A 25,997-nucleotide genomic window follows, 5' to 3' on the forward strand; every position below is an offset into this window, starting at 1 on the left:
CTATGTTGCTCAGTTATCTGCGGCTGGTGCTGTTTGCCGCCGGCCTGTTGATCGGTGTGCAAGTGCCGGGCTTCATCAGTGATTACGCCAAGCGCGTGGAAGCCCATCTGATTGAGTCGCAGAACAGCCTGCAAGGCTTTCAAGGCACCGCGCAGCAGTTCTTCAAGGGTGACCTCAACGCCCTGGTGGCGCATTACCGCGCCAGTGACGATCCGGTGTTTCGCAGCGATGCCGAGAGCCTTAACACCTTGCTCAAGCGCCAGTTGGCCCTGGACAAGCAATACCAGGCGATGCAAGGCCCGTGGTACATCCGCATGCTGCAGGTGGCCCTGGCCGCCGACCCGCAGATCCGCAAGGAAACCTGGGACGGCTACAGCTACCAGATCCTGCTGACCCCGGAAGCGATGATCTGGGGCATGAGCGGCGCCTTGCTGCTGTCGTTCGGGCTGGAATGCCTGTATCGGCTGATCGACTGGGTGGTGCTGGGAGGCCGGCGTCTGCGCCAGAGCCGGCCGATTGAAGAACGCGACCTCAAAGGCCTATGACCCCCCCGCAGGCGCCGGCTTGCCGGCCAAGGTGCCGGTAAGACCTGCACAAGGCTGAAGGACGCATTCGCTGGCAAGCCAGCTTCTACGGATGTCGACTCGCTAGCCGGGTTTGTGGAGCCGGCTAGCCGGCGAAGAGGCCCGCAAGACAGGCACAAGCCTGAAGGGCGCATTCGCTGGCAAGCCGATGCTTACGCGTGCTCAATCAGGATGATGTGCTCCTGGCCTACCTTTTGCCCATAACGCTGCACCACGCGTTGGCACAGCGCCACGATATCCTCCACCAGTTCCATGCCCACGCCCACGCCTACGCGCCACGACACCACCACCTGCAGGTTGGGCGGGCGCTGGTCGATGGCCAGTAGGGTCAGCTCGCCGCGGGCCAGCTCCTCGCGTACCAGCACCGGGGGCAGGGCGCCAATCCCGAAGCCGTCCCTTAGCAGGCGGGTGATGGCCGATACCGAGTTGACGCAGTTGAGCCGTGGCGCCAGCACCCCGTTGGCCTGCATCAGGCTCAGCACCTGCTGGTGGGGCAGGGAGTTCTTCGAGTAGGTAATGATCCGCTCCCGGGCCAGCTCGGCGACATTGGCGTAGTCGCGGTTGTAGATCGAATTGCTGGCGGCAATCCAGCCCACCGGGTGGCTGGCCAGCTCCAGGCTGCGGATGCTTTCCTGGCGCAGCAGGTCAGTCTGCAGCACCAGGTCGAGGAAGCCTTTTTGCAACTGCTCGCACAGGTTCAGTGAGGTGTCGGCCACCAGTTCGATCTCCACCTGCGGGTAGTGGTCCATCAGTTCCGTCACCAAGGGGCTGAGCCAGGTGTGGATCACCGTGTCCATGACCCCGATGCGCATCCGTCCGACCGTGCTCGACGGTGCCTCGATGGACTGTTTCAGCACGTGCAAGGTGTCGAGCATCTGCTCGGCGTGCTCCAGCACCTTGAGCCCTTGCGGGGTCAGGCTGACGCCCCGGGAATCGCGCAGGAACAGCTTGACCCCCAGTTCGCCTTCCAGCACCGCGATGCGGCTGGAGATGGCGGCCTGGGTGGTGAAGAGTTTTTCCGCGGTGAGGCTGAAGCTCTTGAGCCGCGCCACCCAGACGAAGGTTTCGAGAAACTTGAGATTCATGGGATCAACTTTTCTTATGCCTTGGGGCGGTTTTTATTAGTTGGACGCAGCGGGCGTCCCAGTCAAAGAATGCGCCAACCCACGATATGCGTCGTCGGGGCCCAGAACAACACCAATAAATCACCCTGGAGATCGCTATGAGTGCGCCCGAAACCCTGGCTGCCAAGGTCCCGCCGCGCGCCGGTCCGTTTGACTGGTACCGCGGTATCAACCAGCAGGAACGTCGGACCTTCTGGAGCTGCAAAATCGGTTATGGTCTGGATGGCATGGACACCCAGATGCTCAGCTTCGTGATTCCGACGCTGATCGCGCTGTGGGGCATCACCTCCGCCGAGGCCGGTTTGATTCACACCAGTACCTTGCTGGCCTCGGCCCTGGGAGGCTGGATCGCCGGGATTCTTTCCGACCGCATTGGTCGGGTGCGCACCTTGCAACTGACGGTGCTGTGGTTCGCTTTTTTCACCTTTCTCTGCGGTCTTGCGCAGAACTACGAACAACTACTGATCGCCCGGACCCTGATGGGCTTCGGCTTCGGTGGCGAATGGACCGCCGGCGCGGTGCTGATCGGCGAAGTGATTCGCGCCAAGAACCGTGGCAAGGCGGTGGGCATGGTGCAGTCCGGCTGGGCGCTGGGCTGGGGCCTGACGGCGATCTTGTATGCACTGCTGTTCTCCCTGCTGCCACCGGAAGACGCCTGGCGCGGGCTGTTTCTGCTGGGCATCCTGCCGGCGATTTTCGTGATTTTCGTCCGCCGCCTGGTCAAGGACCCCGAGGTCTACCGGGAAACCCGTGCCCGTGAAAAGCCCAGCAATCCGGCACGCTTCTACGAGATTTTCGCCCCGGGCATTGTCAGCACCACCCTGCGTGCGTCTTTGCTGGCAGCGGGGGCCCAGGGCGGCTACTACGCCATTACCTTTTGGCTGCCGACCTACCTCAAGACCGAGCGCGGGCTGAGCGTACTCAGTACCGGCGGCTATCTGGCCATGGTGATCTTCGGCTCCTACGTGGGGTATGTCATCAGCGCCTATCTGACCGACATTCTTGGGCGCAAGAAGAACTTCGTGCTATTCGCCGCCGGCTCTTTCACCATCGTCCTGCTCTACACACAAATGCCGGTGAGCAACGCGGTGATGCTCTGGCTGGGTTTTCCCCTGGGCTTTTTCGCCTCGGGCATCTTCAGCGGTATGGGCGCCTTCCTCACGGAGTTGTTCCCAACTCGTATCCGTGGCTCGGGCCAGGGTTTTTGCTACAACAGCGGCCGAGCACTGGCGGCGCTGTTTCCATTGCTGATCGGTCTGTTGAGCCAGTATGTAGCGCTGAGCGTGGCCATCGGGACCTTTGCAGCGGTGTCTTATGGCGTGGTGGTGCTGGCGGCGTTGAGCCTGCCGGAAACCCGTGGCAAGGAACTTGAGGCACGCTAACTGATAATCTGCGGGGCGATGGCGCGACCGCCCCGCAACTGACCCTTATAAGAAACACTGGAGCACTGACCATGAGCCGCCTGTTATTGAACTGCGACATTGGCGAGAGCTTTGGCAACTGGACCATGGGCCTGGATGCCGAGGTGATGCCTTTCATCGACTGCGCCAACATTGCCTGCGGTTTTCATGCTGGCGATCCGAGCATCATGCGCAAGACCGTGACCCTGGCCCTGGCCAACGGCGTGCGTATTGGCGCCCACCCGGCGTACCAGGACCTGGCCGGTTTCGGTCGCCGTTCCATGAGCTATTCGCCCCAGGAAATCCAGGACCTGCTGCACTACCAAATCGGCGCGCTGGACGGCATTTGCCGGGCCCAGGGCGCGCGGGTCAGCTACGTCAAACCCCATGGCGCGATGTACAACGACATGATGGCCAAACCGGCCCAACTGCGAGCGGTGATCCAGGCGGTGGCGGCCTATGATCCGCAACTGCCGCTGATGCTCATGGCCACCCGTGACAACAGCGCGGCCCGGGCCCTGGGCGATGAATACGGCGTGACCCTGTGGTTCGAAGCCTTTGCCGACCGCGCCTACGACAACGCCGGGCATTTAGTGTCGCGGCAGTTGCCGGGGGCGGTGCACCATGACTCGGCCACCATCCTCGACCAGGCCCTGACCATTGCTCGGGGCGAGCCCCTGACCGCCAGCGATGGCAGCGCCTTGCTGCTGCGCGCCGACACCCTGTGCGTGCATGGCGACAACGCCAGTTCGGTGGCCGCGGTGCAGCGGATTCGCGAGGCCTTGAACCAGCAGTCCGGCCTATGAAGCCACAGGTTGAAGTCGTCGCCATCGACTGCCTGATGGTGCGCTTGTTCGAGGTGATCACCGAGGACAACATGCCCTGGATGCTGGCCGCCGCCCAAGGGCTACGGCGGGCCTTTGGCGAGTCTCTGGTCGACCTGGTGCCGTCCTATACCACGCTGATGGTGCATTACGACTTGCTGGCCCTGAGCCCGTCCGAGGCCCGGCAGCGGATCGAGGTCGCCTTGAGCGATCTGACGCCCGGCGCCGCCCAGGCCGGGCGCGAACATGTGCTGCCGGTGTGGTACGACCTCAAGGTCGGGCCGGAACTGGCGCTGCTGTCTCGACGTATTGGCTGTTCGGTGGCCGAGGTGATCCAGCGTCACAGTCAACGTGAATACCAGGTGTTTGCCCTGGGGTTTGCTCCCGGCTTCGCCTTCATGGGGCTGGTGGAAGAGGCGTTGGCCGCGCCCCGACTGAACACTCCGCGCAAGCGCGTGGCGGCGGGCAGTGTGGGGATCGCCGAACGCCAGACCGCCGCTTACCCGGTGGTATCGCCGGGAGGCTGGAACCTGATCGGCCGGACCCCGAGCCGGCTGTTCGATCGCGAGCGCGAAGGCTACAGCCTGATGCAGCCGGGGGATCGCGTGCGCTTTGCTGCCGTGGAGCGGGCCGAGTTCCTGCGCCTGGGCGGCGATGACACGCCGCTGGAGGTGTCGGCATGAGCCGCTTGATGATCGAGGCCAGCACCCCGCTGTGCCTGCTGCAGGATGCCGGGCGTTTTGGTGTGCGCCATTTGGGCGTGACCCAGGGCGGGGCGCTGGATTGGGTGTCGATGTCCTGGGCCAACTGGCTGCTGGGCAATGCCCTGGATGCGCCTGTGGTGGAAATCACCCTGGGCGGCTTTGCGGTACTGGCCGAGGATTTCTGCCTGCTGGCCTTGGCAGGGGCCGACTTGGGCGCCTATGTGGATGAGCGGCCGCTCACTCCGGGTCGCAGTTTCGTCTTGCAAAAAGGCCAGCGGCTGCGTTTTACCCAGCCGTTCTTGGGGGCGCGGGCTTATCTGGCGGCGCCGGGAGGATTTGATGCGCCCAAGGTGTTGCGCAGTTGCGCCACGGTGGTGCGTGAGGCGTTGGGCGGGCTTGAGGGGGACGGTCGGGCCTTGTGCGAAGGCGCGTCACTTTGTTACTCGGGGCAGGGCGGGGCGCTCAGGCGTCTGTCGGCGGCGCAGTTGCCGGATTGGCAATCGGCTGCGCCGCTGGAGGTGATCCTCGGCGCGCAGATCGGTCAGTTCAGCGGTTTGAGCCTGTTCGATGCCTTCAACAGCGCCTGGACCCTGGACAGCCGCGCCGATCGCATGGGCGCGCGCTTGTTCGGGCCGTCGTTGCAGTATCAGGGCCGGCCGATGATTTCCGAGGGCATTCCCTTGGGGGCGATCCAGGTGCCACCGGACGGCCAGCCGATTGTCCTGCTCAATGATCGGCAGACCATTGGCGGCTATCCGCGATTGGGGGCGTTGACGCCGCTATCCCTGGCGCGGCTGGCGCAGTGCCTGCCGGGCAACGAGGTGCGCTTGACCCCGGTGCTGCAAGAGACGGCTTATCGGCAACAGGTGGCGTTCTTGCGGCGCTTTGGCTCATGACTGACGGCGGCCGCTTCGCGCCCGTTCGCAGCCTGCGGCAGCGGCTACAGGGGCTGTAGCTGCTGTCGAGCCTTGGCGAGGCAGCGAAAAGGCCGGCAGGGCCTTGCTTGACGGTCCCGCGCCGCTTACTTGGACAGGAAGCGCATGCCTTCTTCCAGGCCGCGCAGGGTCAGCGGGTACATCTGGTCTTCGATCAACTCGCGAACGATGTTGGTCGAAGCGGTGTAGCCCCAGGTGTCCTTCGGGTAGGGGTTGATCCAGATGAGCTTCTTGTACTTCTCCATGAAGCGCTGCATCCACACATAACCGGCTTCTTCGTTCCAGTGTTCGACGCTGCCGCCGGCCTGGGTGATTTCATACGGGGCCATGGCGGCGTCACCGACGAAGATCACTTTGTAGTCGGCGCCGTACTTGTGCAGCAGGTCCTGGGTCGAGGTGCGCTCCGAGCCGCGGCGCAGGTTGTTCTTCCACACCGATTCGTAGATGAAGTTGTGGAAGTAGTAATACTCCAGGTGCTTGAACTCGGTCTTGCAGGCCGAGAACAGCTCCTCGCAGATCTTCACGTGGGCATCCATGGAGCCGCCGATGTCGAACAGCAACAGCAGCTTGATGCTGTTGCGTCGTTCCGGGCGCATCTGGATGTTCAGCAGCCCGGCGTCGCGGGCGGTGTGGTCGATGGTGCCATCGATGTCCAGCTCGTCCGCTGCGCCCTGGCGGGCGAACTTGCGCAGGCGGCGCAGGGCCACCTTGATGTTGCGGGTGCCCAGTTCCACCGAGTCGTCGAGGTTCTTGTACTCGCGCTGGTCCCAGACTTTCACCGCCTTGCCCTGGCGCTTGCCAGCGTCGCCGACGCGGATGCCTTCCGGGTTGAAACCGCCGGACCCGAAGGGGCTGGTGCCACCGGTGCCGATCCACTTGTTGCCGCCGGCGTGGCGTTCCTTCTGTTCTTCCAGGCGCTTCTTGAACTCTTCGATGAGCTTGTCCAGGCCGCCCAGGGACTGGATCTGCGCCCGTTCTTCATCGCTCAGCGAGCGCTCGAATTCCTTGCGCAGCCAATCCTCGGGGATCAGCGCCTGCAGGTGGTCGTCGAGTTTTTCCAGGCCGTTGAAGTAGGCGCCGAAGGCCCGGTCGAACTTGTCGAAATGCCGTTCGTCCTTCACCAGGATCGCCCGAGCCAGGTAGTAGAACTCGTCCATGTCGGCGAAGGTCACGCGCTGCTTGAGCGCGTTGATCAGGTCCAGCAGCTCGCGCACCGACACCGGCACCTTGGCCGCGCGCATTTCATTGAACAGGTTGAGCAGCATGGCTATCGCTCTCTAATAATCTTTGGGTCTGTTCAGATGCTCGCCGAGCGGCGATCAGGCAAGGCAAAAGCAGGAGAGGACGCGGAGCCTAGCCTGCTAAATGAGCTTTCCGAACCTGTTTTTAACGCAGCATGATCGACGCGCAGGTCGCTTTTGGGCAGAGCCTAGCGATTGCCGCGACGGCTCATGAATGCCAGGCGTTCCAGCAACTGCACATCCTGTTCGTTCTTCACCAGGGCACCAGCCAGCGGCGGAATGGCCTTGGTCGGATCACGTTCGCGCAGCACCGCCTCGCCGATGTTGTCGGCCATCAACAGCTTGAGCCAGTCCACCAGTTCCGAGGTCGAGGGCTTCTTCTTCAGGCCCGGTACCTTGCGCACGTCGAAGAACACGTCCAGGGCTTCGCTGACCAGGTCCTTCTTGATGTCGGGGTAGTGCACGTCGACGATCTTCTGCAGGGTGCTGCGGTCAGGGAAGGCGATGTAGTGGAAGAAGCAGCGGCGCAGGAAGGCGTCCGGCAGTTCCTTCTCGTTGTTGGAGGTAATGATGATGATCGGCCGTTGCTTGGCCTTGATGGTCTCGTCGATCTCGTAGACGTAGAACTCCATCTTGTCGAGCTCTTGCAGCAGGTCGTTGGGGAACTCGATGTCGGCTTTGTCGATCTCGTCGATCAGCAGGATCACCCGCTCCTCGGATTCGAAGGCTTCCCAGAGCTTGCCCTTCTTCAGGTAGTTGCGAATGTCATGGACCTTGTCCACGCCCAGTTGCGAGTCGCGCAGACGGCTGACCGCGTCATACTCGTACAGACCCTGGTGGGCCTTGGTGGTGGACTTGATGTGCCAGGTGATCAGTTTGGCGCCAAAGGATTCGGCCAGTTGCTCGGCGAGCATGGTCTTGCCGGTACCGGGTTCGCCCTTGACCAGCAGCGGACGCTCCAGAGTGATGGCGGCGTTGACTGCCAGCTTCAGGTCATCGGTGGCGACGTAGGCGTGGGTGCCTTCGAACTTCATCTGCAATTCCTCGAACGGTGACGGCGAGCTGCGCTGGGCAGGTCGGTTGAATAGATGCGATGCGCGACTATAACGCGGCGCCTGGTCAACTGTGAACGTAGATGGCCTATTCAGTCTCTGAATGGAGCGTCGCGGGGTAACTTGGTCAGCTCGCGGCGGGGCGTTACGGCCTGTCGCTGGGACATTGCGCGTGACTGGACGCTCAAGGGCGCCAGGCATACCCTTGGGCACTTCTTCACTGCTGCATAAGGACCCAGCCATGAGCCGAATTTTTGCTGACAACGCCCATTCCATCGGTAACACGCCCTTGGTGCAGATCAACCGCATCGCCCCGCGAGGGGTGACCATCCTGGCCAAGATCGAAGGACGCAACCCGGGCTACTCGGTTAAGTGCCGGATCGGCGCCAACATGATCTGGGACGCCGAAAGCAGCGGCAAGCTCAAGCCGGGCATGACCATTGTCGAGCCCACCTCGGGTAACACCGGGATCGGCCTGGCCTTCGTCGCCGCCGCTCGTGGCTACAAACTGATGCTGGCCATGCCGGCCTCCATGAGCATCGAGCGGCGCAAGGTGCTCAAGGCCCTGGGAGCCGATCTGGTGCTGACCGAGCCGGCCAAGGGCATGAAGGGGGCGATTGAAAAGGCCGCGGAAATTCTCGCCAGCGATCCGTCCAAGTACTTCATGCCGCAGCAGTTCGATAACCCGGCCAACCCGGCGATCCACGAAAAAACCACCGGTCCGGAAATCTGGCGCGACACCGACGGCGCCGTGGATGTGCTGGTGGCGGGCGTTGGCACTGGCGGCACCATCAGTGGCGTGTCGCGCTATATCAAAAAGACAAAGGGTAAGCCGATCCTCTCGGTGGCGGTGGAGCCTGCGTCGTCGCCGGTAATCAGCCAGCAACTGGCCGGCGAAGAGATCAAGCCCAGTCCTCATAAAATCCAGGGCATCGGCGCCGGCTTTGTGCCCAAGAACCTGGATCTGGAAATGGTTGATCGGGTCGAGCTGGTGACCGACGAGGAATCCAAGGCCATGGCCCTGCGGTTGATGCAGGAAGAGGGGATTCTCTGCGGGATTTCCTGCGGCGCGGCAATGGCGGTGGCGGTGCGTCTGGCGCAAACCCCGGAAATGCAGGGCAAGACCATCGTGGTGATTCTGCCGGACTCCGGCGAGCGCTACCTGTCGAGCATGCTGTTCAGCGATCTGTTCACCGAGCAGGAAAACCAGCCGTAACGGAAGCAGGGCATTGGCCGGCAGGCAGCGGCGAATGCCTGACCTGCATCAGTCGGCGGTTTTGCGCCGTATGTTACTTAAGCGCCTTTGTTGCACAGCCGTTAACACTGAATGTTGGGGTGTGCGGGTTTTTCCAGGGCCCAGGAGTGTTTATCATTGCCGGCTGCCAGGTCGGGTGAGCACGGCCCGTACAGGTGTCTATTTCCAAGGAGTTGTTGCATGAGCTTTTCCTTTGCCGCCAAGTTCGCGGTGTTGTCGTTGTTTGTCGGCAGCATCCTTTACGTGCACCTGCGCGGCAAGGCGCGTCTGCCGGTACTGCGCCAGTTCGTCAACCATTCGGCGCTGTTCGCGCCTTACAACGCACTGATGTATCTGTTTTCCGGGGTGCCTTCCAAGCCTTACCTGGATCGCAGCAAGTTCCCCGAGCTGGATGTGTTGCGCGACAACTGGGAGGTGATCCGCGAAGAAGCCATGCATCTGTTCGATGAGGGCTACATCCGCGCCGCCGAGAAGAACAACGACGCCGGTTTCGGTTCGTTCTTCAAGAAGGGCTGGAAGCGTTTCTACCTCAAGTGGTACGACAAGCCGCTGCCTTCGGCCGCTGCCCTGTGCCCGAAGACCGTTGAACTGGTCAGCGCCATTCCCAACGTCAAGGGCGCGATGTTTGCCCTGTTGCCCGGCGGTAGCCACTTGAACCCGCACCGCGACCCCTTTGCCGGTTCCCTGCGTTATCACCTGGGCCTGTCGACGCCCAACTCCGATGCCTGCCGAATCTTTGTCGATGGCCAGGAGTACGCCTGGCGCGACGGTGAAGACGTGATGTTCGACGAAACCTATGTGCACTGGGTGAAGAACGAAACCGAAACCACCCGGGTGATTCTGTTCTGCGACATCGAACGTCCGCTGAGCAACCCGCTGATGACCCGCATCAACCGCTGGGTCAGCGCCCAACTGGGCCGCGCCACTGCGCCGCAGAACCTTGATGACGAACGCGTCGGCGGGATCAACCAGGCCTACGCCTGGAGCAAGCGCTTCAGCGACAGCTTCAGCGGTGTGGTCAAGCAGTGGAAGCGCCGCAACCCCAAGCTCTATCGCATTTTGCGTCCAGTCCTGGCGGTGCTGGTGCTGGTCGTTCTGTGGAAGTGGTTGTTCGGATAAATCTTGCAATCAATAGTGGGCGCTGGTTATATTCGGCGCCCGGTGAGTCAGCCGACTCATGGTTTTTTCCTTCATAAAAGATCAGCACATGGCCTTTTCCCTTACCAACGCGGCAGTGGTTTCAGCGGTCAACGCTGGCGTTGTGCCGTGCGGGAATCAGCAGTCTGTGCAGATCGGTCATTACCCCCCTCCTGTCAGTAGCACGCCGGTGTGCGCGGTCGTATCACCGCCGGGCGTTGGCTGCTCGGGCTGATCAGCAACCCCTGCTGTTCCCTGCGCCCGCCCGAAAGAAACGACTGAATTTCAGCTTTGGCTGAATTGTTTTTTTGCCTGATGACAGGTGGTTTTCATGTTGCTCATTTCTAAAAAGTCCGCACTGGCGGCGGCTTCCACGAGTCTGTTCGTCCTGCTTTGGAGCAGTGGCGCGATTTTCTCCAAATGGGGGCTGGCCCATGCCTCACCCTTTGCCTTTTTGTTGTTGCGTTTTGTCGTCGCACTGGTGGGCCTGGTGTTGCTGGCTCCCTTGCTCAAACTCAGGCTGCCCCGGGGGCGTCGGGCCATGGGCTTTGCCGTGGCCACGGGCCTGGTGCTGCTGGGGGCCTACCAGATCTTCTACATCCTGGCCTTGGACCTGAAGGTCACGCCTGGCGTGATGGCCACCATCATGGGGGTGCAGCCGATCCTGACGGTGGTGCTGATGGAGCGCCAGCGCTCCTTGAGCCGATTGTTTGGCCTCGGCCTGGGGCTCGCCGGGCTGATCATGGTGGTGTACCAGGGCATCGGTTTGGCGGGGATGTCCATCTCCGGCATGCTCTGCGGCCTGCTGGCCCTGGTCAGCATGACCGCCGGCTCGATCATGCAGAAACGCATCACCGACAATCCCTTGGGCACGTTGCCGGTGCAGTACTTGGCAGGGTTGCTGCTGTGCGCGCTGTTTGTGCCGTTCCAGCCGTTTGGCTTCGAGTACAGCGCCGGTTTTGTGATTCCGCTGCTGTGGATGGGGTTGGTGGTGTCGGTACTGGCCACGCTGTTGCTGTATCGCCTGATCGCTCAAGGCAACCTGGTGAATGTCACCAGTCTGTTCTATCTGGTACCGGCGGTCACCGCGCTGATGGACTACGTCTTTTTTGGCAACCGTCTGGCGCCGCTGAGCTTGCTGGGAATGGGCCTGATCATCGTCGGATTGGCCTTTGTTTTCCGGAAAAATACCTGAAACAAGCGCCACGGCCGGGTGCAATGCCCGGTCGTTTACAGGGTGTATTCACATTGTGAATGATCGACTATAAGTAAGGATAGTGGCTATATGATATCATCGTCAGGGAGGTGTCTAGCTTCTGCAAAAAAGGATTTTTTCAAGCCCTTGAGTTGAGGGGGAGCGATGCGACCGACTCCATTAAGGTGCTTTTGAGCGCTAACTGAATGAGCCTTTTTGTTTGTATTCCAAAATAGTCCATCAGGCGATCCTTAAAGCTTTAAGCCGGTGCCTAGACTGACGACACAGTTCCTATAGACAGGAGAGTCAGTATGAACATCGCCCTCGCTTCAACCGCTTTCGGCTTGTTTCTAGGACTATCGAGTAGCTGTTTTGCCGCTACTCCCGTGGCACAAGGAGTCATTCGATTTACCGGCAGCATTGTTGAATCCAACTGCACTTCCAGCGCCGCCAGTTCCAGGTTGAGTTTGCGCCAATGCCCTCAAGGCTCCCGTGGCGTAGCGATCGATGTGCAACGCGTTGATCCAGTGGTCGGTGTCAGCGGCCTGGGTCGTTCCTCTGTCAAGGTCAAGCTGCTCAGTGACAGCGGTACCAAGGGCCGCTACTACGACCAGCAGTATGCATTTGTCGACTATGCCGGTAAGGCCGTCATCTCTGGCACCTACCTGATTACTCTGAATATTCCATAGCCCCATCGCCTGCGTTTAGCCGTCGGTCAATTCATGCTGTTTGCGCACTGAGCTTATGAACGCCTGCATCGCCGACGACTGAACCCGGGAGCGCCGAGTGATCAGGCCGAAGGGCGGTAAACGCGCTTCGAACTGGATCGGCAGTACCGCCAATAGATCGCGTCCAGGGTAGTCCTCCACCACCGAGACCGGTGTGACGCCGATCATGTCGGTCTGCTGCACCAGTGACAGCAGGGTCATGATCGAGGTGGTTTCGACGATGCTACTGGGGATGTCGACCCGGGCGTTGTGGAACACCTGATTGATGATCGAACGCATCGGGCTGGGATGTTGTTGCAGGACCCAGGTTTCATTTTGCAGTTGGGCCCAGCTCAAGCCAGTGGCCTGAGCCAGTGGATTCTGCGCACCGGCTATGACGCACAAGGCCTCTTCGCCGAGGCTGTCGAAGAGCAATTCTTCGGCCCGCGCGCCGGCGGGAATCCGCCCTAGCACGATGTCCAGTTGATCTTGCAGCAGCGCCTGTACCAACACGTCGCTGGTGTCGACCTGAATGCTCATGGATAACCGTGGATGGCTTTGCTTGAGGGTGGCGATGGTCCGCGTCAGCAGCCCCGAGGCCAACGCCGGAATTGCGCCTACCGCGACCCGCCCCAGGTTGCCCGATTCCAGTGCCACCAACTCTTCGCGCATGCCGCTCAGTTCAGCGAACACCATTTGGGCATAGTAGATCACCGTCTCGCCAAAGGGCGTGGGACGCATGCCCCGAGGCAGGCGCTCGAACAGTTCAACCCCCAGCAGGTCTTCAGCTTCATGGAGCATTTTGGTAGCAGCCGGCTGGGTCATGCCGATGTTGTCGGCGGCGCGGCGCAGCGAGCCAAACTCTTGTAAGGCCAGCATCAGCCGCAGTTGGCGCAGGCGCAGGCGACTGTGGATCACATTGCCATCAGGAATCTTGGACATGGGCCGGCTCGTAATCAAAATAGCCGCAAGCCTGACAATAAATGTCAGGCGTTGCCAGGGGCTATATCAAGGGGCGGAGGGTCAGTGGCGCGAAGGGTGTTCACTCAGCTTTTTGGCGCGGCCCTTCAGCAGTTTCTGCAAGACGGTGGACAGCAGTGGCCAGAACAGCATCACCAGGGCTGCGCTGGTCAGACTGCCAACCAACGGGTTGGACCAGAAGATCGCCAGTTGGCCATCGGAGAACAACATCGACTGGCGGAATGCGTCCTCGGCCTTGTCCCCCAGCACCGCCGCCAGCACCAACGGCGCGATGGGGTAACCGAGCTTCTTGAACAGATAGCCCAGGGCGCCGAAGCCCAGCATCAGCACCACATCGAAAAAGGCGTTGTGCACCGAGTAGGCGCCAATCGCGCAGACCATGATGATGATCGGCGCGATGATCGAGAATGGAATCCGCAGGATCGAGGCGAACAGCGGCACGGTGGCCAGGACCACGATCAGGCTGACCACGTTGCCCAGGTACATGCTGGCGATCAGCCCCCAGACAAAATCATGCTGCTCGACAAACAGCGTCGGCCCTGGGTGCAAGCCCCAGATCATCAGGCCGCCGAGCATTACCGCAGCGGTGGCGGAGCCGGGAATACCCAGCGTCAGCATCGGCAGCAGGGCACTGGTACCGGCGGCGTGATCGGCGGTTTCCGGGGCGATCACCCCTTCGATCTCGCCCTTGCCGAAGTTATCGCGGTTCTTCGAGAAGCGCCGCGCCAGGCTGTAACTCATGAACGAGGCAGCAGTGGGACCACCGGGGGTGATGCCCATCCAGCAGCCCACTAGGGTGCTACGCATCAGGGTCAGCCAGTAACGCGGCAAACGTGCCCAGGTGCGCAGAATGACCATGGGCGTGATCCGCGCATGCTCGCCACGGAACACCAGGCCTTCTTCCACGGTGCAGAGGATTTCACCGATGCCGAACAAGCCGATCACCGCCACTTCGAAGCTGATGCCGGTCATCAGTATTGGTTGGTCGAAGGTTAAGCGTAGATTGCCCGACACCGTGTCCATGCCTACCGCGGCCATGGCAAAGCCGAGCATCATCGCCACCAGGGTTTTCAGCGGTGGGTTCTTGCTCATGCCGATAAACGTACAAAACGCTAGCAGGTAAACCGCGAAGAACTCTGGCGAGCTGAACGACATGGCGAATTCGGCGATCCGGGTGGACAGGAAGGTCAGCAGCAGCACCCCGCACAGGGCTCCGATCAGCGCCGAGCTGAAGGCGGCAGTCAGGGCCTCGGCGGCGCGTCCCTCGCGGGCCATGGGGTAGCCGTCGAAGGTGGTGGCCACCGATGACGGTTCGCCGGGAATGTTGAACAGAATCGAGGTGATCGACCCACCGAACAACGCCCCCCAGTACATGCACGAAAGCAGGATGATTGCCGACACCGGGCTCATGCTGAAGGTCAGAGGCAGCAGCAGCGCTACACCGTTGGGCGCGCCGAGGCCCGGTAACACGCCCACCAGGATGCCCAATAGCACGCCCACCACCATTAAGCCAATATGCCCGGGGGTGAGGATCAGGTTCATGCCTTGCAGCAGGGAATCGAACTCGCTCATTTCAGGCTGCCCCCGGCCAGTGCTAGCCAGTCACCCAGGGGGCCGGCGTCCAGCGGCACTTTGAACCACAGGGCGAAGATCACGTAGCTGGCCAGTACTGCGCCGAGGGACACACTGCCGATCATCCATTTGCCATACGGCCTGGCCCGCAGCGGGTCACGCCACATGAACCAGGCGATGAACAGCGCCGAGGCCAGGTAGATGCCGATAAAGGACATGGCCGCGACGAACAGGGCGATGGGAATGAATACCGAGAGCACCTGGAGAAATGCCGTACGGCTGACGAAGGCCAGGTTCAAGGCCCGCCAGCGCAGCCCGGTGAGCAGCATATTGGCGGCGCTGGCAATGCTAAGCAGCAGGCCAATATAGAAAGGGAAATAACCCGGCTCGGGGCCGGCGTCACCCCAGCCGATACCTTGTTCGAGGCTGCCGAGCATCACCAGGGCGCCGGTCAGGGCGGTGAACAAGGCTAGGCCGAGCTCGACCCAACGGGTGCTCAGCAATGTCGATGAATCTGCGGAATGGGACATGGGGGGTTCCTCTGAAGAACGGCGCGCGCTGGCACCGGCGTCGCCATGCTTGCGACGCCGGGCCGAGCGCCGGGAATCAGTGACGCAGCCAACCGGCGTCCTTGAATACTGGGGTGACGCGGGTGGTGTCCTGCTCGATGTAGGCGGTCAGTGCGTCGCCCTCAAGGAAGGTCGGCACCAGCGCGTTTTGGCTGACGTAGGCCTTGAACTCTGGGGTCTGAGTGACCTGGTGCATCAGCTCGACGTAGAACGCCCGCTGCTCGGCTGTCACCTCGCCGGGCATGAATACAGTGCGCGGGAAGCGGTACTGATCCACTCCAAGGCCCTGGGATTGGCAGGTCGGGATGTCGGCCCAGGAGCGCTCGCCAGCTACTTTTTCCGTGTATTGCATGGGGGCGCGGCTGAAGACGCACAGTGGTCGGACCTGATTGCCGCGCCATTGGCTGATGCTTTCTGCCGGGTTGTTGAGGTTGCCGGCGATGTGCTTGCCCGCCAACTGGGTGGCGGCTTCACTGCCGCTCTTGAACGGGATGTAGGTCAGCATGCTGCCGGTGGTGCGGTTGAGTAGCAGGGTCAGGGTCTGGTCGACGTCCTTGGACTGGCTGCCGCCCATGCGCAGATTCGGGTTGGCCTTGACCGCTTCATAGAAGCCCCTGGCGTCTTTCCAGGGCGCGTCCTGGTAGGTCCAGAGAATGAAATCGTCTTCGGCCAGGGCCGCCACCGGCGTCAGTTCCTGCCATTGGTAGCCGAGCTTGGCCACCAGCGGCAGCAAGTAGATGTTGTTGGTGCCGATCACCAGTTTGTGGGGATTGCCCTTGTTCATCTTCAGATCGAGGAAGGCCTCGGCGCCGTTGCCGCCGCCCTTGTTCAGGACCACGGTATTGACGTCCAGCAGCTTGTGGGTAGTGAGGATCGACTGGATCAGCCGGCCGAGTTGGTCGGTGCCGCCACCGGGGCCGCCGGCGATGACCATTTCGAGGTTTTTTTCCGGTTGCCAGGTATTGGCCTGTACGGGCAGGGCGCAAAACAGGCTGGCTGCGAGCAATAGGGATGAGGTGCGACGAACGAAAGTTGAGCGCATGGAGAGCCTCTGGTTCTTGTAGTTGTTATGGATGGCTTGTCCGTGGCCGGGGGCCTTAAGCCTGGTACCGAGTGTGGGAAGCTGGCGGCGCAACGTCTACTCAAAACAATACATATACCGATAGCCTGGAGTTATAGATTGGCGTGTCCGGGGCCTGAGTGAAGCGCTGAAACCATCGGAATAGAGCCTTATTGAGGCGCTGGGTGAAAACCGCGGTGGTGTTTCGGAGTTCTCTGAAACCCTTGTAGGCATATCCTCCAGCTATCGGGGTATCTCAAGTTTTGATTAGACGGTTATCGCCAAGGCACTCGATAGTGCCCCCAGGCGACAGCGTCCCAGTCAAGCGTGGTGGAGCGCAACGCGCCTTTATCTGTGAGGAATGAAACATGAGCAAAAGCACGATCGCCATGGTCCTGGGTGACCCGGCGGGCATCGGTCCGGAACTCATCGCCCGACTGCTGAGCCAGCCCCAGGTGCGAGCCCAGGCCCATGTGGTTCTGATAGCCGACGAGGGCGAGATGCGTCGCGGCATGGACATCGCCGGCATGGCGTTTCCCTATCGCTGCGTGAATGCCCTAGAACCCCTGACGTTCAGCGATGACAGGCCGTTGCTGCATGACTTTCGTGGGGCGGCGCAAGGGCCTTTTGCGCGCAGCGAGCCTAGCTTCGTGGGCGGGCGTTACTGCCTCGATACACTGGAGGCGGCCTTATGCCTGACCCAGAGCGGCGTGACCGATGCCGTGCTGTTTGGCCCCTTGAACAAGACCTCGCTGCACATGGCCGGGATGGCCCACAGCGACGAGTTGCATTGGTTCGCTGAACGGTTGGGTTTCCATGGGCCGTTCTGTGAGTTCAACGTTCTGGACAACCTCTGGACCTCGCGGGTGACCTCCCACGTGGCCTTGTCCGCAGTGCCAGGCATGCTCAGCCAGGAGCGGGTGTTGGAAGCCATTCAACTGATTGATCAGGCCCTCAAGCGCAATGGACTTGAGCGACCGCGGATCGGCGTCTGTGGGCTCAATCCACACAATGGCGACAATGGCTCCTTCGGCCGCGAGGAACTGGACATCATCGGCCCGGCGGTGAAGACCGCCCAGGCCCTGGGCATCGCCGCCGACGGGCCTTATCCAGGCGACACCATCTTTCTCAAGGTCCAGGGAGACGCCAGTGCCTTTGACGCGGTGGTGACCATGTACCACGACCAGGGGCAGATCGCGATCAAGCTCATGGGCTTTTCCCGTGGGGTCACGGTCCAGGGCGGTTTGCCGATTCCGATCACCACCCCGGCTCACGGCACCGCCTTCGACATTGCCGGGCAGGGCAAGGCCAATGTCGGTGCTATCCGTCAGGCCTTTGAAATTGCCTGTCGCATGGGTGCCCGTCGTCGCTGAGCACAGGGTTGCCTTCCTCCCCGCATTCCCATGCGCAGGCGTGGGAATGCCCTTCTGTGTTCGGCTTTTTTGAGATCGCTTTTAGCGGCCAGTCCGCCAGCCCCTGCTGCATGGCTGATAACCCTATGTGGCAACAAATCACGTTTTTCGATCACCTGCGGTTATCGGTGGATGCCCATAAGTGATTAGCCGCCGGGACGGGTGCTGGCTACAGTCGCTTCATCTGTTGAGCGGCGGTTCGCCATGCCCTCAAGCGATCGAACAATGACAAGAAGCCCGCCTTGTCCCTTGTGCAAGGCATGACCGGCACTCAAGGAACAACCACATGACCTGTCCAGATTCCGCGCTGGCGCTCGCTCGCGCCATCTCCAAAAGCCGGCTGCGTCTGCTGCCCTTCCTGATCCTGATGTACATCCTGGCCTTTATCGACCGCTCCAACGTCGGCTTCGCCAAGGCGGCGTTGCAAGCCGACACTGGTCTTGGGGATGCGGCCTTCGCCTTTGGCGCCAGCATCTTCTTCATTGGCTACGCGTTCTTTGAAGTGCCCAGCAACTACATGCTGCACCGGCTTGGCGCGCGGGTCTGGCTGTGCCGGATCATGGTCACCTGGGGCCTGGTTTCGGCGGCGATGATGTTTGCCCACAACGCCCAGACCTTCTACGTGCTGCGCTTTCTGCTGGGAGTGGCCGAGGCCGGTTTCTTCCCGGGAATCATCCTCTACCTCACCTACTGGTTTCCGGCCCAGAGCCGTGGTCAGGCCCTGGGGTTGTTCTACTTCGGCTTGCCCCTGGCGCTGGTACTGGGCGGTCCGTTGTCGGGCTGGTTGCTGGAGTTCCACGGGGTGTTTGGCCTGACCAACTGGCAATGGCTGTTTGTGGTCGAGGGACTGATGGCATCGCTGGTGGGCATCGCGGCCTACTTCTATCTGGTGGACCGGCCCGGCGATGCCCGTTGGTTGAGCCGCGATCAGCAGCAGGCGCTGCACATCGCCCTGGCCGAAGAGGATGCGCAGAAGCAGCACGGTAGCCCCCACGGCTTCCTCAGTGCCTTGCGCAACGGTCGGGTGCTGCAGTTCTGCCTGGCCTATTTCACTATCCAGATGAGTGTCTACGGCGTGGTGTTCTACCTGCCGACACGGATCTCTGGACTGCTCGATGGCCACATTGGGCTGAGCGTCGGCCTGATCACCGCGATCCCATGGGTCTGTGCCTTGCTGGTGACGCGTCTGGTGACCCGCTACGCCGACCGTAGCGGCCAGCACCAGCGGTTGGCGGTGGTGATGCTGACCCTGGCGGCCTTGGGCATTGCCGCCTCGGCGTTGGGCGGCAGCATACTCCCGGTGATCCTGGCGTTCTGTCTTGCCGCTGCCGGTTTCGTAGCCGTACAGCCTTTGTTCTGGACCCTGCCCACTGGCTACCTCAGCGGTGCGGCGGCGGCCGGTGGCATCGCCCTGATCAACTCGATTGGCAACCTCGGCGGTTTTGTTGCACCGAATCTCAAGACTCTGATGGAAGCTCAATTTGCCGATACCCGCGCCGGCATGCTCGCCCTGGCCCTGTTGGGCATCCTCGGCGCCATCCTGCTCGCACGGCTCAGTACCCGGCAGACCCCGAGCGCTCCCCAACAGCTCACATCGGCTCAGCTCGATTGATCACTCCCCACGCCTGCAAGGAATCCCCATATGAAAATCAAAGCGATCCGTACCCGCGTCTTCGAATGGAAAGGCAGCGTGGTGCCGCCCCAGGCGCACTTCTGCACCAATGCCTCGGACATCCTTTTCGAGCGAGGCGATGCCATGGGCTCGTTCCGCTTCCACGGCTGGCTGGTGGTGGAAGTGGAAACCGACAACGGTCTGCTGGGTATTGGCAATTGTGCCCTGGCGCCACGGGTGGCCAAGGAAATCATCGACACTTACCTGGCGCCGATCGCCATCGGCGAGGACCCCTTCGACAACGAATACATCTGGCAGAAGATGTACCGCCAGAGCCACGCCTGGGGGCGCAAGGGCATCGGCATGGCGGCGATTTCGGCGATCGACATCGCCCTTTGGGACATTATGGGCAAGGCGGTGAACAAGCCGGTGTTCAAGCTGCTGGGCGGACGCACCAAGGACCAGATCTGGACCTACGCTTCCAAGCTCTACGCCAATGACAACCTCGAGCTGTTCCTCGAAGAGGCCCAGGGCTATCTCAGCCAAGGATTCACCGCGCTGAAGATGCGCTTCGGCTACGGCCCCAAGGACGGACCGGCGGGCATGCGCCGTAATATCGAGCAGGTGCGCGCCCTGCGTGAGCTGACCGGCCCCGACGTGGACATCATGCTCGAGTGCTACATGGGGTGGACCCTAGAGTACGCCCGGCGCATGTTGCCCAGATTGGCAGAGTTCGAGCCGCGTTGGCTGGAGGAGCCGGTGATCGCCGACGACCTTGAAGGCTACGTCGAGCTGAAAAAGATGGGCATCATGCCGATCTCCGGCGGTGAGCACGAGTTCACCTCTTACGGTTTCAAGGACTTGCTGGAGCGCCGTGCGGTGGACGTGATCCAGTACGACACCAACCGCGTCGGCGGCATCACTGCCGCACGTAAGATCAACGCCATGGCCGAAGCCTGGTCGGTGCCGGTGATCCCTCATGCCGGGCAGCTGCACAACTACCATTTGACCCTGTCCACCACAGCCTCGCCGATGGCTGAGTTTTTTCCGGTGTTCGACGTCGAGGTGGGCAACGAACTCTTTTACTACGTGTTCAAGGGCGAGCCGCAGCCGGTCAAGGGCTATATCCAACTCGACGACCGCACGCCGGGCCTGGGCCTGGAAATCTCCGAAGATCATCTGAGTGAATTCAACATCATCGAATAAGCCTGGGGCGCCGCTTATGGGCGGCGCCGTGGCGAGCTGTGGGAGAACGAACATGCGCCTGATTCAGTTTGAAAACAGCGCCGGCCAGCGTCAGGTCGGTGTGATCGAAGACCAACAGTTGCGGGTGCTACGCAACACCGTCAGCACTCGCGAACTGGCCCTGGCGGCAATCCGCAACCAGCGCAGCCTGCAACAGGAAGCCCATCAGCGAGGCAGCGATCCGGGCCCGGACTACGGGCAGTTGTTGCAGTTGGGCCGGGTCCTGCCGCCGCTGGACCATGAAGACCCGGCTCATTGCCTGATCAGTGGTACCGGACTGACCCATCTGGGCAGTGCGTCGACCCGGGACCAGATGCACCAACAGGACGCTGGGGCAGATACCGGCATGACCGACACCCTGCGCATCTTCAAATGGGGGTTGGCGGGCGGCAAGCCCGAAGCCGGGCAGGCGGGTGTCCAGCCGGAGTGGTTCTACAAGGGCGACGGCAGCATCGTTGTACGCCCTGGCGCGGACTTTCCGTTGCCGGTCTTTGCCGAGGATGCCGGTGAGGAGCCGGAGCTCACTGGCCTTTATGTGATTGGCGATGATGGCCTGCCTTACCGCGTGGGTTACGCCTTGGGCAATGAGTTTTCCGATCATCTGATGGAACGGCGCAACTACTTGTATCTGGCCCATTCCAAACTGCGTCACTGTGCTTACGGTCCAGAGTTGCGGGTCGGAGAGCTGCCTAGCCATCTGCAGGGCAGCAGCCGCATCGTGCGTGGCGGTCAGGTGCTCTGGGAGAAGGCGTTTCTCACGGGTGAAGGCAACATGTGCCACAGCCTCGCCAACCTCGAATATCACCACTTCAAGTACACCCAGTTCCTGCGCCCCGGTGACGTTCACGTGCACTACTTTGGTACCGCCACGCTGTCCTTTGCCGACGGCGTGCGGCCCCGTCCCGGCGATCGTTTCCAGATCAGCCTTGAAACCTTCGGCGCGCCACTGGAAAACGGCATCGGCGAGAGTGCCCAGCCCTTGGCCATCGGTCAGGTTCGCCCCCTTTGAACCTTCAGCCACCGGCCCCGGCGCCGGTCAAGGAAAACCCCATGAATCGTTTGTCAGGACACAACTACATCGGCGGTGCTCGCAGCGCCCAGGGCAGCGTGCAACTGCAGAGCCTGGATGCCAGCACGGGCCAGGCCCTGCCTGGACATTTCTTCCAGGCCACCGAGGCCGAAGTACACGCCGCGGCCCAGGCAGCGGCGTCGGCTTATCCGCTGTTTCGCGAACTGGGCGCCGAGCGGCGTGCCCAGTTTCTCGATGCCATCGCTGATGAACTGGACGCACTGGGTGATGATTTCATCGCCACCGTGTGTCGGGAAACCGCCTTGCCCACGGCACGGATCCAGGGTGAACGCAGTCGCACCAGCGGCCAGTTGCGGCTGTTTGCCAAGGTCCTGCGTCGAGGTGATTTCCTGGGGGCGCGTATCGACCGTGCCTTGCCCCAGCGCCAGCCTCTGCCGCGTCCTGATCTGCGCCAGTACCGCATCGGCGTGGGCCCGGTGGCGGTGTTTGGCGCCAGCAATTTTCCCCTGGCGTTCTCCACCGCTGGCGGCGATACCGCAGCGGCCCTGGCCGCCGGCTGCCCGGTGGTGTTCAAGGCTCATAGCGGGCACATGGCGACCGCCGAGTGGGTGGCGCAGGCCATCATCAGCGCGGCGCAGCGTAGCGACATGCCGGCCGGGGTGTTCAACATGATCTATGGCGGCGGAGTGGGGGAGTGGCTGGTCAGGCATCCGGCGATCCGTGCGGTGGGCTTTACCGGTTCGCTCAAGGGTGGCAATGCCCTGTGCCAGATGGCCGCGAGCCGGGCGCAACCGATCCCGGTGTTCGCTGAGATGTCGAGCATCAACCCGGTGATCCTGCTGCCTGGGGCACTCGCTACCCGGGGCGAGCAAATCGCCGCCGAATTGGCGGGGTCGGTGACCTTGGGCGCGGGTCAATTCTGCACCAATCCAGGCTTGATCATCGGCCTGCGTTCGCCGCAGTTCAGCGCTTTTGTTCAGCAACTTGGTGCACAGATGAGCAGGCAGGGGCCGCAGACCATGCTCAATCACGGCACCCTGGCCAGCTATTGCCAGGGTTTGGATGCTCTGCACCGGCATCCTGGCGTGCGACATCTGACCGGTCAGCCGCAGCTGGCAGGTCAGGCCCAACCCCAGTTGTTCCAGGCCGATGTCCGCCTACTGCTGGAAGGAGATGAGTTGCTCCAGGAAGAAGTTTTCGGTCCGGCCAGCATCGTCATCGAAGTAGCGGATCAAGCCGAACTGGCGGCAGCGCTGCAGGGCTTGCGCGGTCAGTTGACCGCGACCCTGATCGGTGAGCAACAGGAGCTGCTGGAGCATCGCTGGTTGACGCTGGCCTTACAGGAAAAGGTTGGCCGCCTGTTGCTCAACGGTTACCCGACCGGGGTCGAAGTTTGCGATGCCATGGTGCATGGCGGGCCCTATCCCGCGACTTCCGATGCCCGGGGCACCTCGGTGGGAACTCTGGCCATCGAGCGCTTCCTGCGGCCGGTGTGTTTCCAGAACTACCCGGACGCGCTGCTGCCAGAAGCCCTGCGCGATGCCAATCCGTTGGGGATTGTGCGCCTGGTGGACGGTGAACCGAGTCGTGCCGTGCTTTGAATCCGGTAGCCGCTGGCAAGCTGTGGCGAGGCTGCGAAAAGGCCTGCAGGCCTTGCTTGGAGGTCTGCTGGCGAACCCATTCGCAACCAGCAGCGGCTACACGACCCCGATTTGGCTTGGACTCGTAGCTGTGGCCACGAGAGCCACGGGGTCAGCGATCGTTGGCCTTGACCGTCGGGCGCAGCACCAGCCACAAGGCGCCGCCGATCAGCGCGCCGCCATACAGGTGCGCCATGGACAGCGGCTCATCCAGCAGCAAGGCGCCCCACAACACACCGAACGGTGGAATCATGAAGGTCACGGTCATCGAACGCACCGGGCCGATGGCGCTGAGCAAGCGGAAATACAGCACATAGGCAAAGGCCGTGCAGCCCAGGCCCAAGCCCAGCAGCGACAGCCACACGCTCCAACCGCCCCAACTGGCCGGCGGTTGGCTGAGGGCGTCATAGGCGAACAGCGGCAATAGCAGCAGGGTGGCGCCGAGCATGCTGCCCAGGGCCGAAAGGCGGCTGTCCAGTCCGCCCGCCTGATCCAGCCAGCGCCGGGCGAGGAACCCGGCAAAGCCGTAGCAGGTGGTGGCCATCAGGCAAGACAGGGCACCCAGCAGCAGGTCCTGGTCGAACGCCACGGGGCCTGCACGGGTCAGGATGCCGACCCCGAACAAGCCCAGGCAGACCCCGGCGATCTTGCTCAGGGACAAGCGTTCATGAAAAAACAGTCCGCCGATCAACACCCCCATCAACGGCGTGGTGGCGTTGAAGATCGCCGAATACCCGGCGGGCAGCACCTGGGCCGCCACCGAGTACATCGTGGCCGGCACTCCGGAGTTGATCATCCCAAGCAGTAGCACGGTCTTGAGCTTGCCGCGAAAGTCCCAGCTCACCCGCATTACCAGCAGCATCACCAGCAAGCCGGCGGCGGCGATCGACACCCGAAAAAAAGCCGTGGGCACCGTGCCCAGTACCGGGGCGATGATGCGCATGAACAAAAAACTCGCGCCCCAGATGGCCGCCAGGGACAACAGACGCAGGAGGTCGACAAGTCTCACGGCAAATTCCTTTCTCGAAGGGCGGGAATGTTGCCCAGAGGTGGACGACCTGGCAAACCTTATTGCGTGATTTACAGGACAAAGCGCGTGATCAGGCCATTGAGATCAATCGCCAGTCGTGACAGTTCCTGGCTGGCGGCCGAGGTCTGGGTTGCGCCTGCGGCGGTCTGGGTCGACAGGTCGCGAATGTTCACCAGGCTGCGGTCTACGTCCCGTGCCACCAGAGCCTGTTGCTCGGCGGCACTGGCGATTACCAGGTTGCGTTGGCTGATCAGGGAAATCGCGCCGGTGATTTTCTCCAGGGCGGTGCCGGCGTTACTGGCCCGTTGCAGGGTGTGCCCGGCCTGATCGGCACTGCTTTGCAGGGCGCTGACGGTGGAGTCGGTGCCGTGCTGAATGCTGCTGATCATGTGCTCGATCTCTGCCGTGGAATCCTGGGTACGCTGGGCCAGCGAGCGCACCTCGTCGGCGACCACGGCAAACCCGCGTCCGGCTTCACCGGCCCGGGCGGCTTCGATGGCGGCGTTCAATGCCAGCAGGTTGGTCTGCCCGGCGATCCCGCGGATCACCTCCAGGACTTTGCTGATGTCCTGGGCCTGGGTGGCCAGCCCTTGGGCGTGCTGCGAGGCGCCGAGCACTTCGTTGACCAGGTTCTGGATCGACTCGATGGTTTCGCTGACTTGTTGATGACCATGCTGGCTGTCCTGGTCCGAGGCTTCGGAGGCTTCGGCGCTGGACACCGCGTTGCTGGCCACTTCGTCCACCGCCGCGCTCATTTGCGTCACCGCGGTGGCAGCCTGCTCGATTTCATCGTTCTGCAGTTGCAAGCCCCGGGTGCTTTGTTCCATCACGGAACTCATTTCCTCGGCGGCCGAGGCCAGTTGCCGGGAAGAATCGGCGATACCACGAATGGTCGAGCGCAGGTTGCCCTGCATTTCGCTCAGCGCGCTCAGCAGTTGCGCCGGTTCGTCCTTGCCGTGGCTGTTGATGTTCTGGGTCAGGTCGCCAGCTGCGATGGTTCGCGCCACCGCCAGGGCCTGGGCTAACGGCGCGGTGATGCTGCGGGTGAGCATCCAGGCCAGTGCCAGGGTGCTGATCAGGGCGAGGGCAATGATCGAACCGACGATCCACAGCGAGCGATCGTAGAGCGCGGCGGCCTCGTTCGCGGCGTTGTCGGCGCCGTTCTGGTTGAACGTAATGAGGTCCTCCAAGGCCTGGTCCAGTACCTTGCCCTGGGGCGCCAGTTGCTCATTGAGACTGGCATCGGCCTGCTCGGTCATGCCGGCTTCAATCTGCTTGATGATCTGCTCGAGAATCGTTTCATACCGCGCGACCGCACTTTTGAGTTGCGCAAGCATGGCCGCTTCCTGTGCATCACTGAGCAGGGTCTTGTGTTGCTCCAGGCGTTGCGCCAGTTCCTGGCGTTGTTCGCTGATGATGCGTTTGCTTTTTTCTTGACTCGCAGGTCGGTCGTCGGCTAGCAGGCGTAAAGCTTCCATGCGGATGGTGGCGATATTGGCGGCGCTGTCGTGGATGCTCTCAATGGTGGGCATCCACGACGCTTCGATGACTTTTGCACTCTCGCGCAGGCTTGCCATCTGGCTCAGGCAGAACAGCCCGACTATCACCAGCAGGCAGGCCAACAGTGCAAAACTCAAGCTGGCTCGCAAACCGATTCGAATGTTTCTGATGGACATCATGTGCTCCTT

23 protein-coding genes are annotated in these 25,997 nt (G+C 61.9%); 14 read left to right on the plus strand and 9 right to left on the minus strand.

The window, feature by feature from the left end:
* Positions 1-2 precede the first annotated feature (2 nt).
* Positions 3-545: a DUF2937 family protein gene (locus PLD_RS22670; RefSeq protein WP_159896715.1), complete on the plus strand. Its 543-nt coding sequence runs from the start codon at positions 3-5 to the stop codon at positions 543-545.
* A gap of 191 nt (positions 546-736) precedes the next feature.
* Here PLD_RS22670 and PLD_RS22675 read toward each other — a convergent pair whose 3' ends face one another.
* Complete coding sequence (locus PLD_RS22675) at positions 737-1,669, minus strand: LysR family transcriptional regulator (protein ID WP_159896717.1); 933 nt, start codon at positions 1,667-1,669, stop codon at positions 737-739.
* A gap of 137 nt (positions 1,670-1,806) precedes the next feature.
* Between PLD_RS22675 and PLD_RS22680 the strand changes: the two genes are divergently transcribed.
* From PLD_RS22680 to PLD_RS22695, 4 genes are all read left to right on the plus strand, one after another.
* Entirely contained in the window at positions 1,807-3,090 is a 1,284-nt protein-coding gene (locus PLD_RS22680) for an MFS transporter (protein WP_159896719.1), read from the plus strand.
* Between the two features lie 71 nt (positions 3,091-3,161).
* Positions 3,162-3,914, plus strand: a complete 753-nt coding sequence (locus PLD_RS22685; RefSeq protein ID WP_159896721.1) for a 5-oxoprolinase subunit PxpA — start codon at positions 3,162-3,164, stop codon at positions 3,912-3,914.
* Entirely contained in the window at positions 3,911-4,615 is a 705-nt protein-coding gene (pxpB, locus tag PLD_RS22690) for a 5-oxoprolinase subunit PxpB (protein WP_159896723.1), read from the plus strand. Before PLD_RS22685 ends, pxpB begins: the two co-directional genes overlap by 4 nt.
* Entirely contained in the window at positions 4,612-5,532 is a 921-nt protein-coding gene (locus PLD_RS22695) for a biotin-dependent carboxyltransferase family protein (RefSeq protein WP_159896725.1), read from the plus strand. The genes pxpB and PLD_RS22695 overlap by 4 nt, the downstream gene beginning before the upstream one ends.
* Positions 5,533-5,657: 125 nt before the next feature.
* Here PLD_RS22695 and PLD_RS22700 read toward each other — a convergent pair whose 3' ends face one another.
* Positions 5,658-6,836: a VWA domain-containing protein gene (locus PLD_RS22700; RefSeq protein ID WP_159896727.1), complete on the minus strand. Its 1,179-nt coding sequence runs from the start codon at positions 6,834-6,836 to the stop codon at positions 5,658-5,660.
* A gap of 164 nt (positions 6,837-7,000) precedes the next feature.
* Positions 7,001-7,846, minus strand: a complete 846-nt coding sequence (locus tag PLD_RS22705; RefSeq protein ID WP_159896729.1) for a MoxR family ATPase — start codon at positions 7,844-7,846, stop codon at positions 7,001-7,003.
* A 259-nt stretch (positions 7,847-8,105) separates the two neighbouring features.
* On the opposite strand from PLD_RS22705, the gene cysK reads away from it, so the two are divergent.
* The 4 genes from cysK (at position 8,106) to PLD_RS22725 (ending at position 12,140) form a co-directional block, all read left to right on the plus strand.
* Complete coding sequence (gene cysK, locus PLD_RS22710; protein ID WP_159896731.1) at positions 8,106-9,080, plus strand: cysteine synthase A; 975 nt, start codon at positions 8,106-8,108, stop codon at positions 9,078-9,080.
* Positions 9,081-9,299: 219 nt separating this feature from the next.
* Entirely contained in the window at positions 9,300-10,238 is a 939-nt protein-coding gene (locus tag PLD_RS22715) for an aspartyl/asparaginyl beta-hydroxylase domain-containing protein (protein ID WP_159896733.1), read from the plus strand.
* Between the two features lie 349 nt (positions 10,239-10,587).
* The gene (locus tag PLD_RS22720) at positions 10,588-11,451 is read left to right on the plus strand and encodes a DMT family transporter (RefSeq protein WP_159896735.1); all 864 of its coding nucleotides are present in this window, start codon (positions 10,588-10,590) and stop codon (positions 11,449-11,451) included.
* A 311-nt stretch (positions 11,452-11,762) separates the two neighbouring features.
* Entirely contained in the window at positions 11,763-12,140 is a 378-nt protein-coding gene (locus tag PLD_RS22725) for a type 1 fimbrial protein (protein WP_159896737.1), read from the plus strand.
* A 15-nt stretch (positions 12,141-12,155) separates the two neighbouring features.
* Here PLD_RS22725 and PLD_RS22730 read toward each other — a convergent pair whose 3' ends face one another.
* From PLD_RS22730 to PLD_RS22745, 4 genes are all read right to left on the minus strand, one after another.
* A complete protein-coding gene (locus tag PLD_RS22730) occupies positions 12,156-13,100 on the minus strand; it encodes a LysR family transcriptional regulator (protein ID WP_159896739.1) in 945 nt (314 codons plus the stop codon).
* Positions 13,101-13,181: 81 nt separating this feature from the next.
* Positions 13,182-14,711, minus strand: a complete 1,530-nt coding sequence (locus PLD_RS22735; RefSeq protein ID WP_159896741.1) for a tripartite tricarboxylate transporter permease — start codon at positions 14,709-14,711, stop codon at positions 13,182-13,184.
* Positions 14,708-15,241 carry a tripartite tricarboxylate transporter TctB family protein gene (locus PLD_RS22740; protein ID WP_159896743.1) on the minus strand — a complete coding sequence of 178 codons (534 nt, stop codon included), beginning with the start codon at positions 15,239-15,241 and terminating at the stop codon, positions 14,708-14,710. Before PLD_RS22740 ends, PLD_RS22735 begins: the two co-directional genes overlap by 4 nt.
* Positions 15,242-15,317: 76 nt before the next feature.
* Positions 15,318-16,322 (minus strand): tripartite tricarboxylate transporter substrate binding protein, encoded by a 1,005-nt coding sequence (locus PLD_RS22745; RefSeq protein ID WP_159896745.1) that lies wholly within the window; start codon positions 16,320-16,322, stop codon positions 15,318-15,320.
* A gap of 386 nt (positions 16,323-16,708) precedes the next feature.
* Here PLD_RS22745 and PLD_RS22750 point away from each other — a divergent pair, with 386 nt between their 5' ends.
* The 5 genes from PLD_RS22750 (at position 16,709) to PLD_RS22770 (ending at position 23,240) form a co-directional block, all read left to right on the plus strand.
* Positions 16,709-17,713 (plus strand): 4-hydroxythreonine-4-phosphate dehydrogenase PdxA, encoded by a 1,005-nt coding sequence (locus tag PLD_RS22750; RefSeq protein ID WP_159896747.1) that lies wholly within the window; start codon positions 16,709-16,711, stop codon positions 17,711-17,713.
* A gap of 325 nt (positions 17,714-18,038) precedes the next feature.
* Positions 18,039-19,364 carry an MFS transporter gene (locus tag PLD_RS22755; protein WP_159896749.1) on the plus strand — a complete coding sequence of 442 codons (1,326 nt, stop codon included), beginning with the start codon at positions 18,039-18,041 and terminating at the stop codon, positions 19,362-19,364.
* Positions 19,365-19,394: 30 nt separating this feature from the next.
* Positions 19,395-20,570, plus strand: a complete 1,176-nt coding sequence (locus PLD_RS22760; RefSeq protein WP_159896751.1) for an L-rhamnonate dehydratase — start codon at positions 19,395-19,397, stop codon at positions 20,568-20,570.
* Between the two features lie 52 nt (positions 20,571-20,622).
* Positions 20,623-21,618 (plus strand): AraD1 family protein, encoded by a 996-nt coding sequence (gene araD1, locus PLD_RS22765; protein WP_159896753.1) that lies wholly within the window; start codon positions 20,623-20,625, stop codon positions 21,616-21,618.
* 41 nt (positions 21,619-21,659) lie between these two features.
* Entirely contained in the window at positions 21,660-23,240 is a 1,581-nt protein-coding gene (locus PLD_RS22770; RefSeq protein ID WP_159896755.1) for an aldehyde dehydrogenase (NADP(+)), read from the plus strand.
* A gap of 151 nt (positions 23,241-23,391) precedes the next feature.
* On the opposite strand, the gene PLD_RS22775 is transcribed toward PLD_RS22770, so the two are convergent.
* Together PLD_RS22775 and PLD_RS22780 are read right to left on the minus strand one after the other, a co-directional pair.
* A complete protein-coding gene (locus PLD_RS22775) occupies positions 23,392-24,288 on the minus strand; it encodes a DMT family transporter (protein WP_159896757.1) in 897 nt (298 codons plus the stop codon).
* Positions 24,289-24,359: 71 nt separating this feature from the next.
* On the minus strand, positions 24,360-25,985 hold the full coding sequence (locus PLD_RS22780) for a methyl-accepting chemotaxis protein (protein ID WP_159896759.1): 1,626 nt from the start codon (positions 25,983-25,985) through the stop codon (positions 24,360-24,362).
* Between the last annotated feature and the right edge of the window lie 12 nt (positions 25,986-25,997).

This window comes from Pseudomonas sp. LD120, from assembly GCF_009861525.1.
GTDB lineage: Bacteria > Pseudomonadota > Gammaproteobacteria > Pseudomonadales > Pseudomonadaceae > Aquipseudomonas.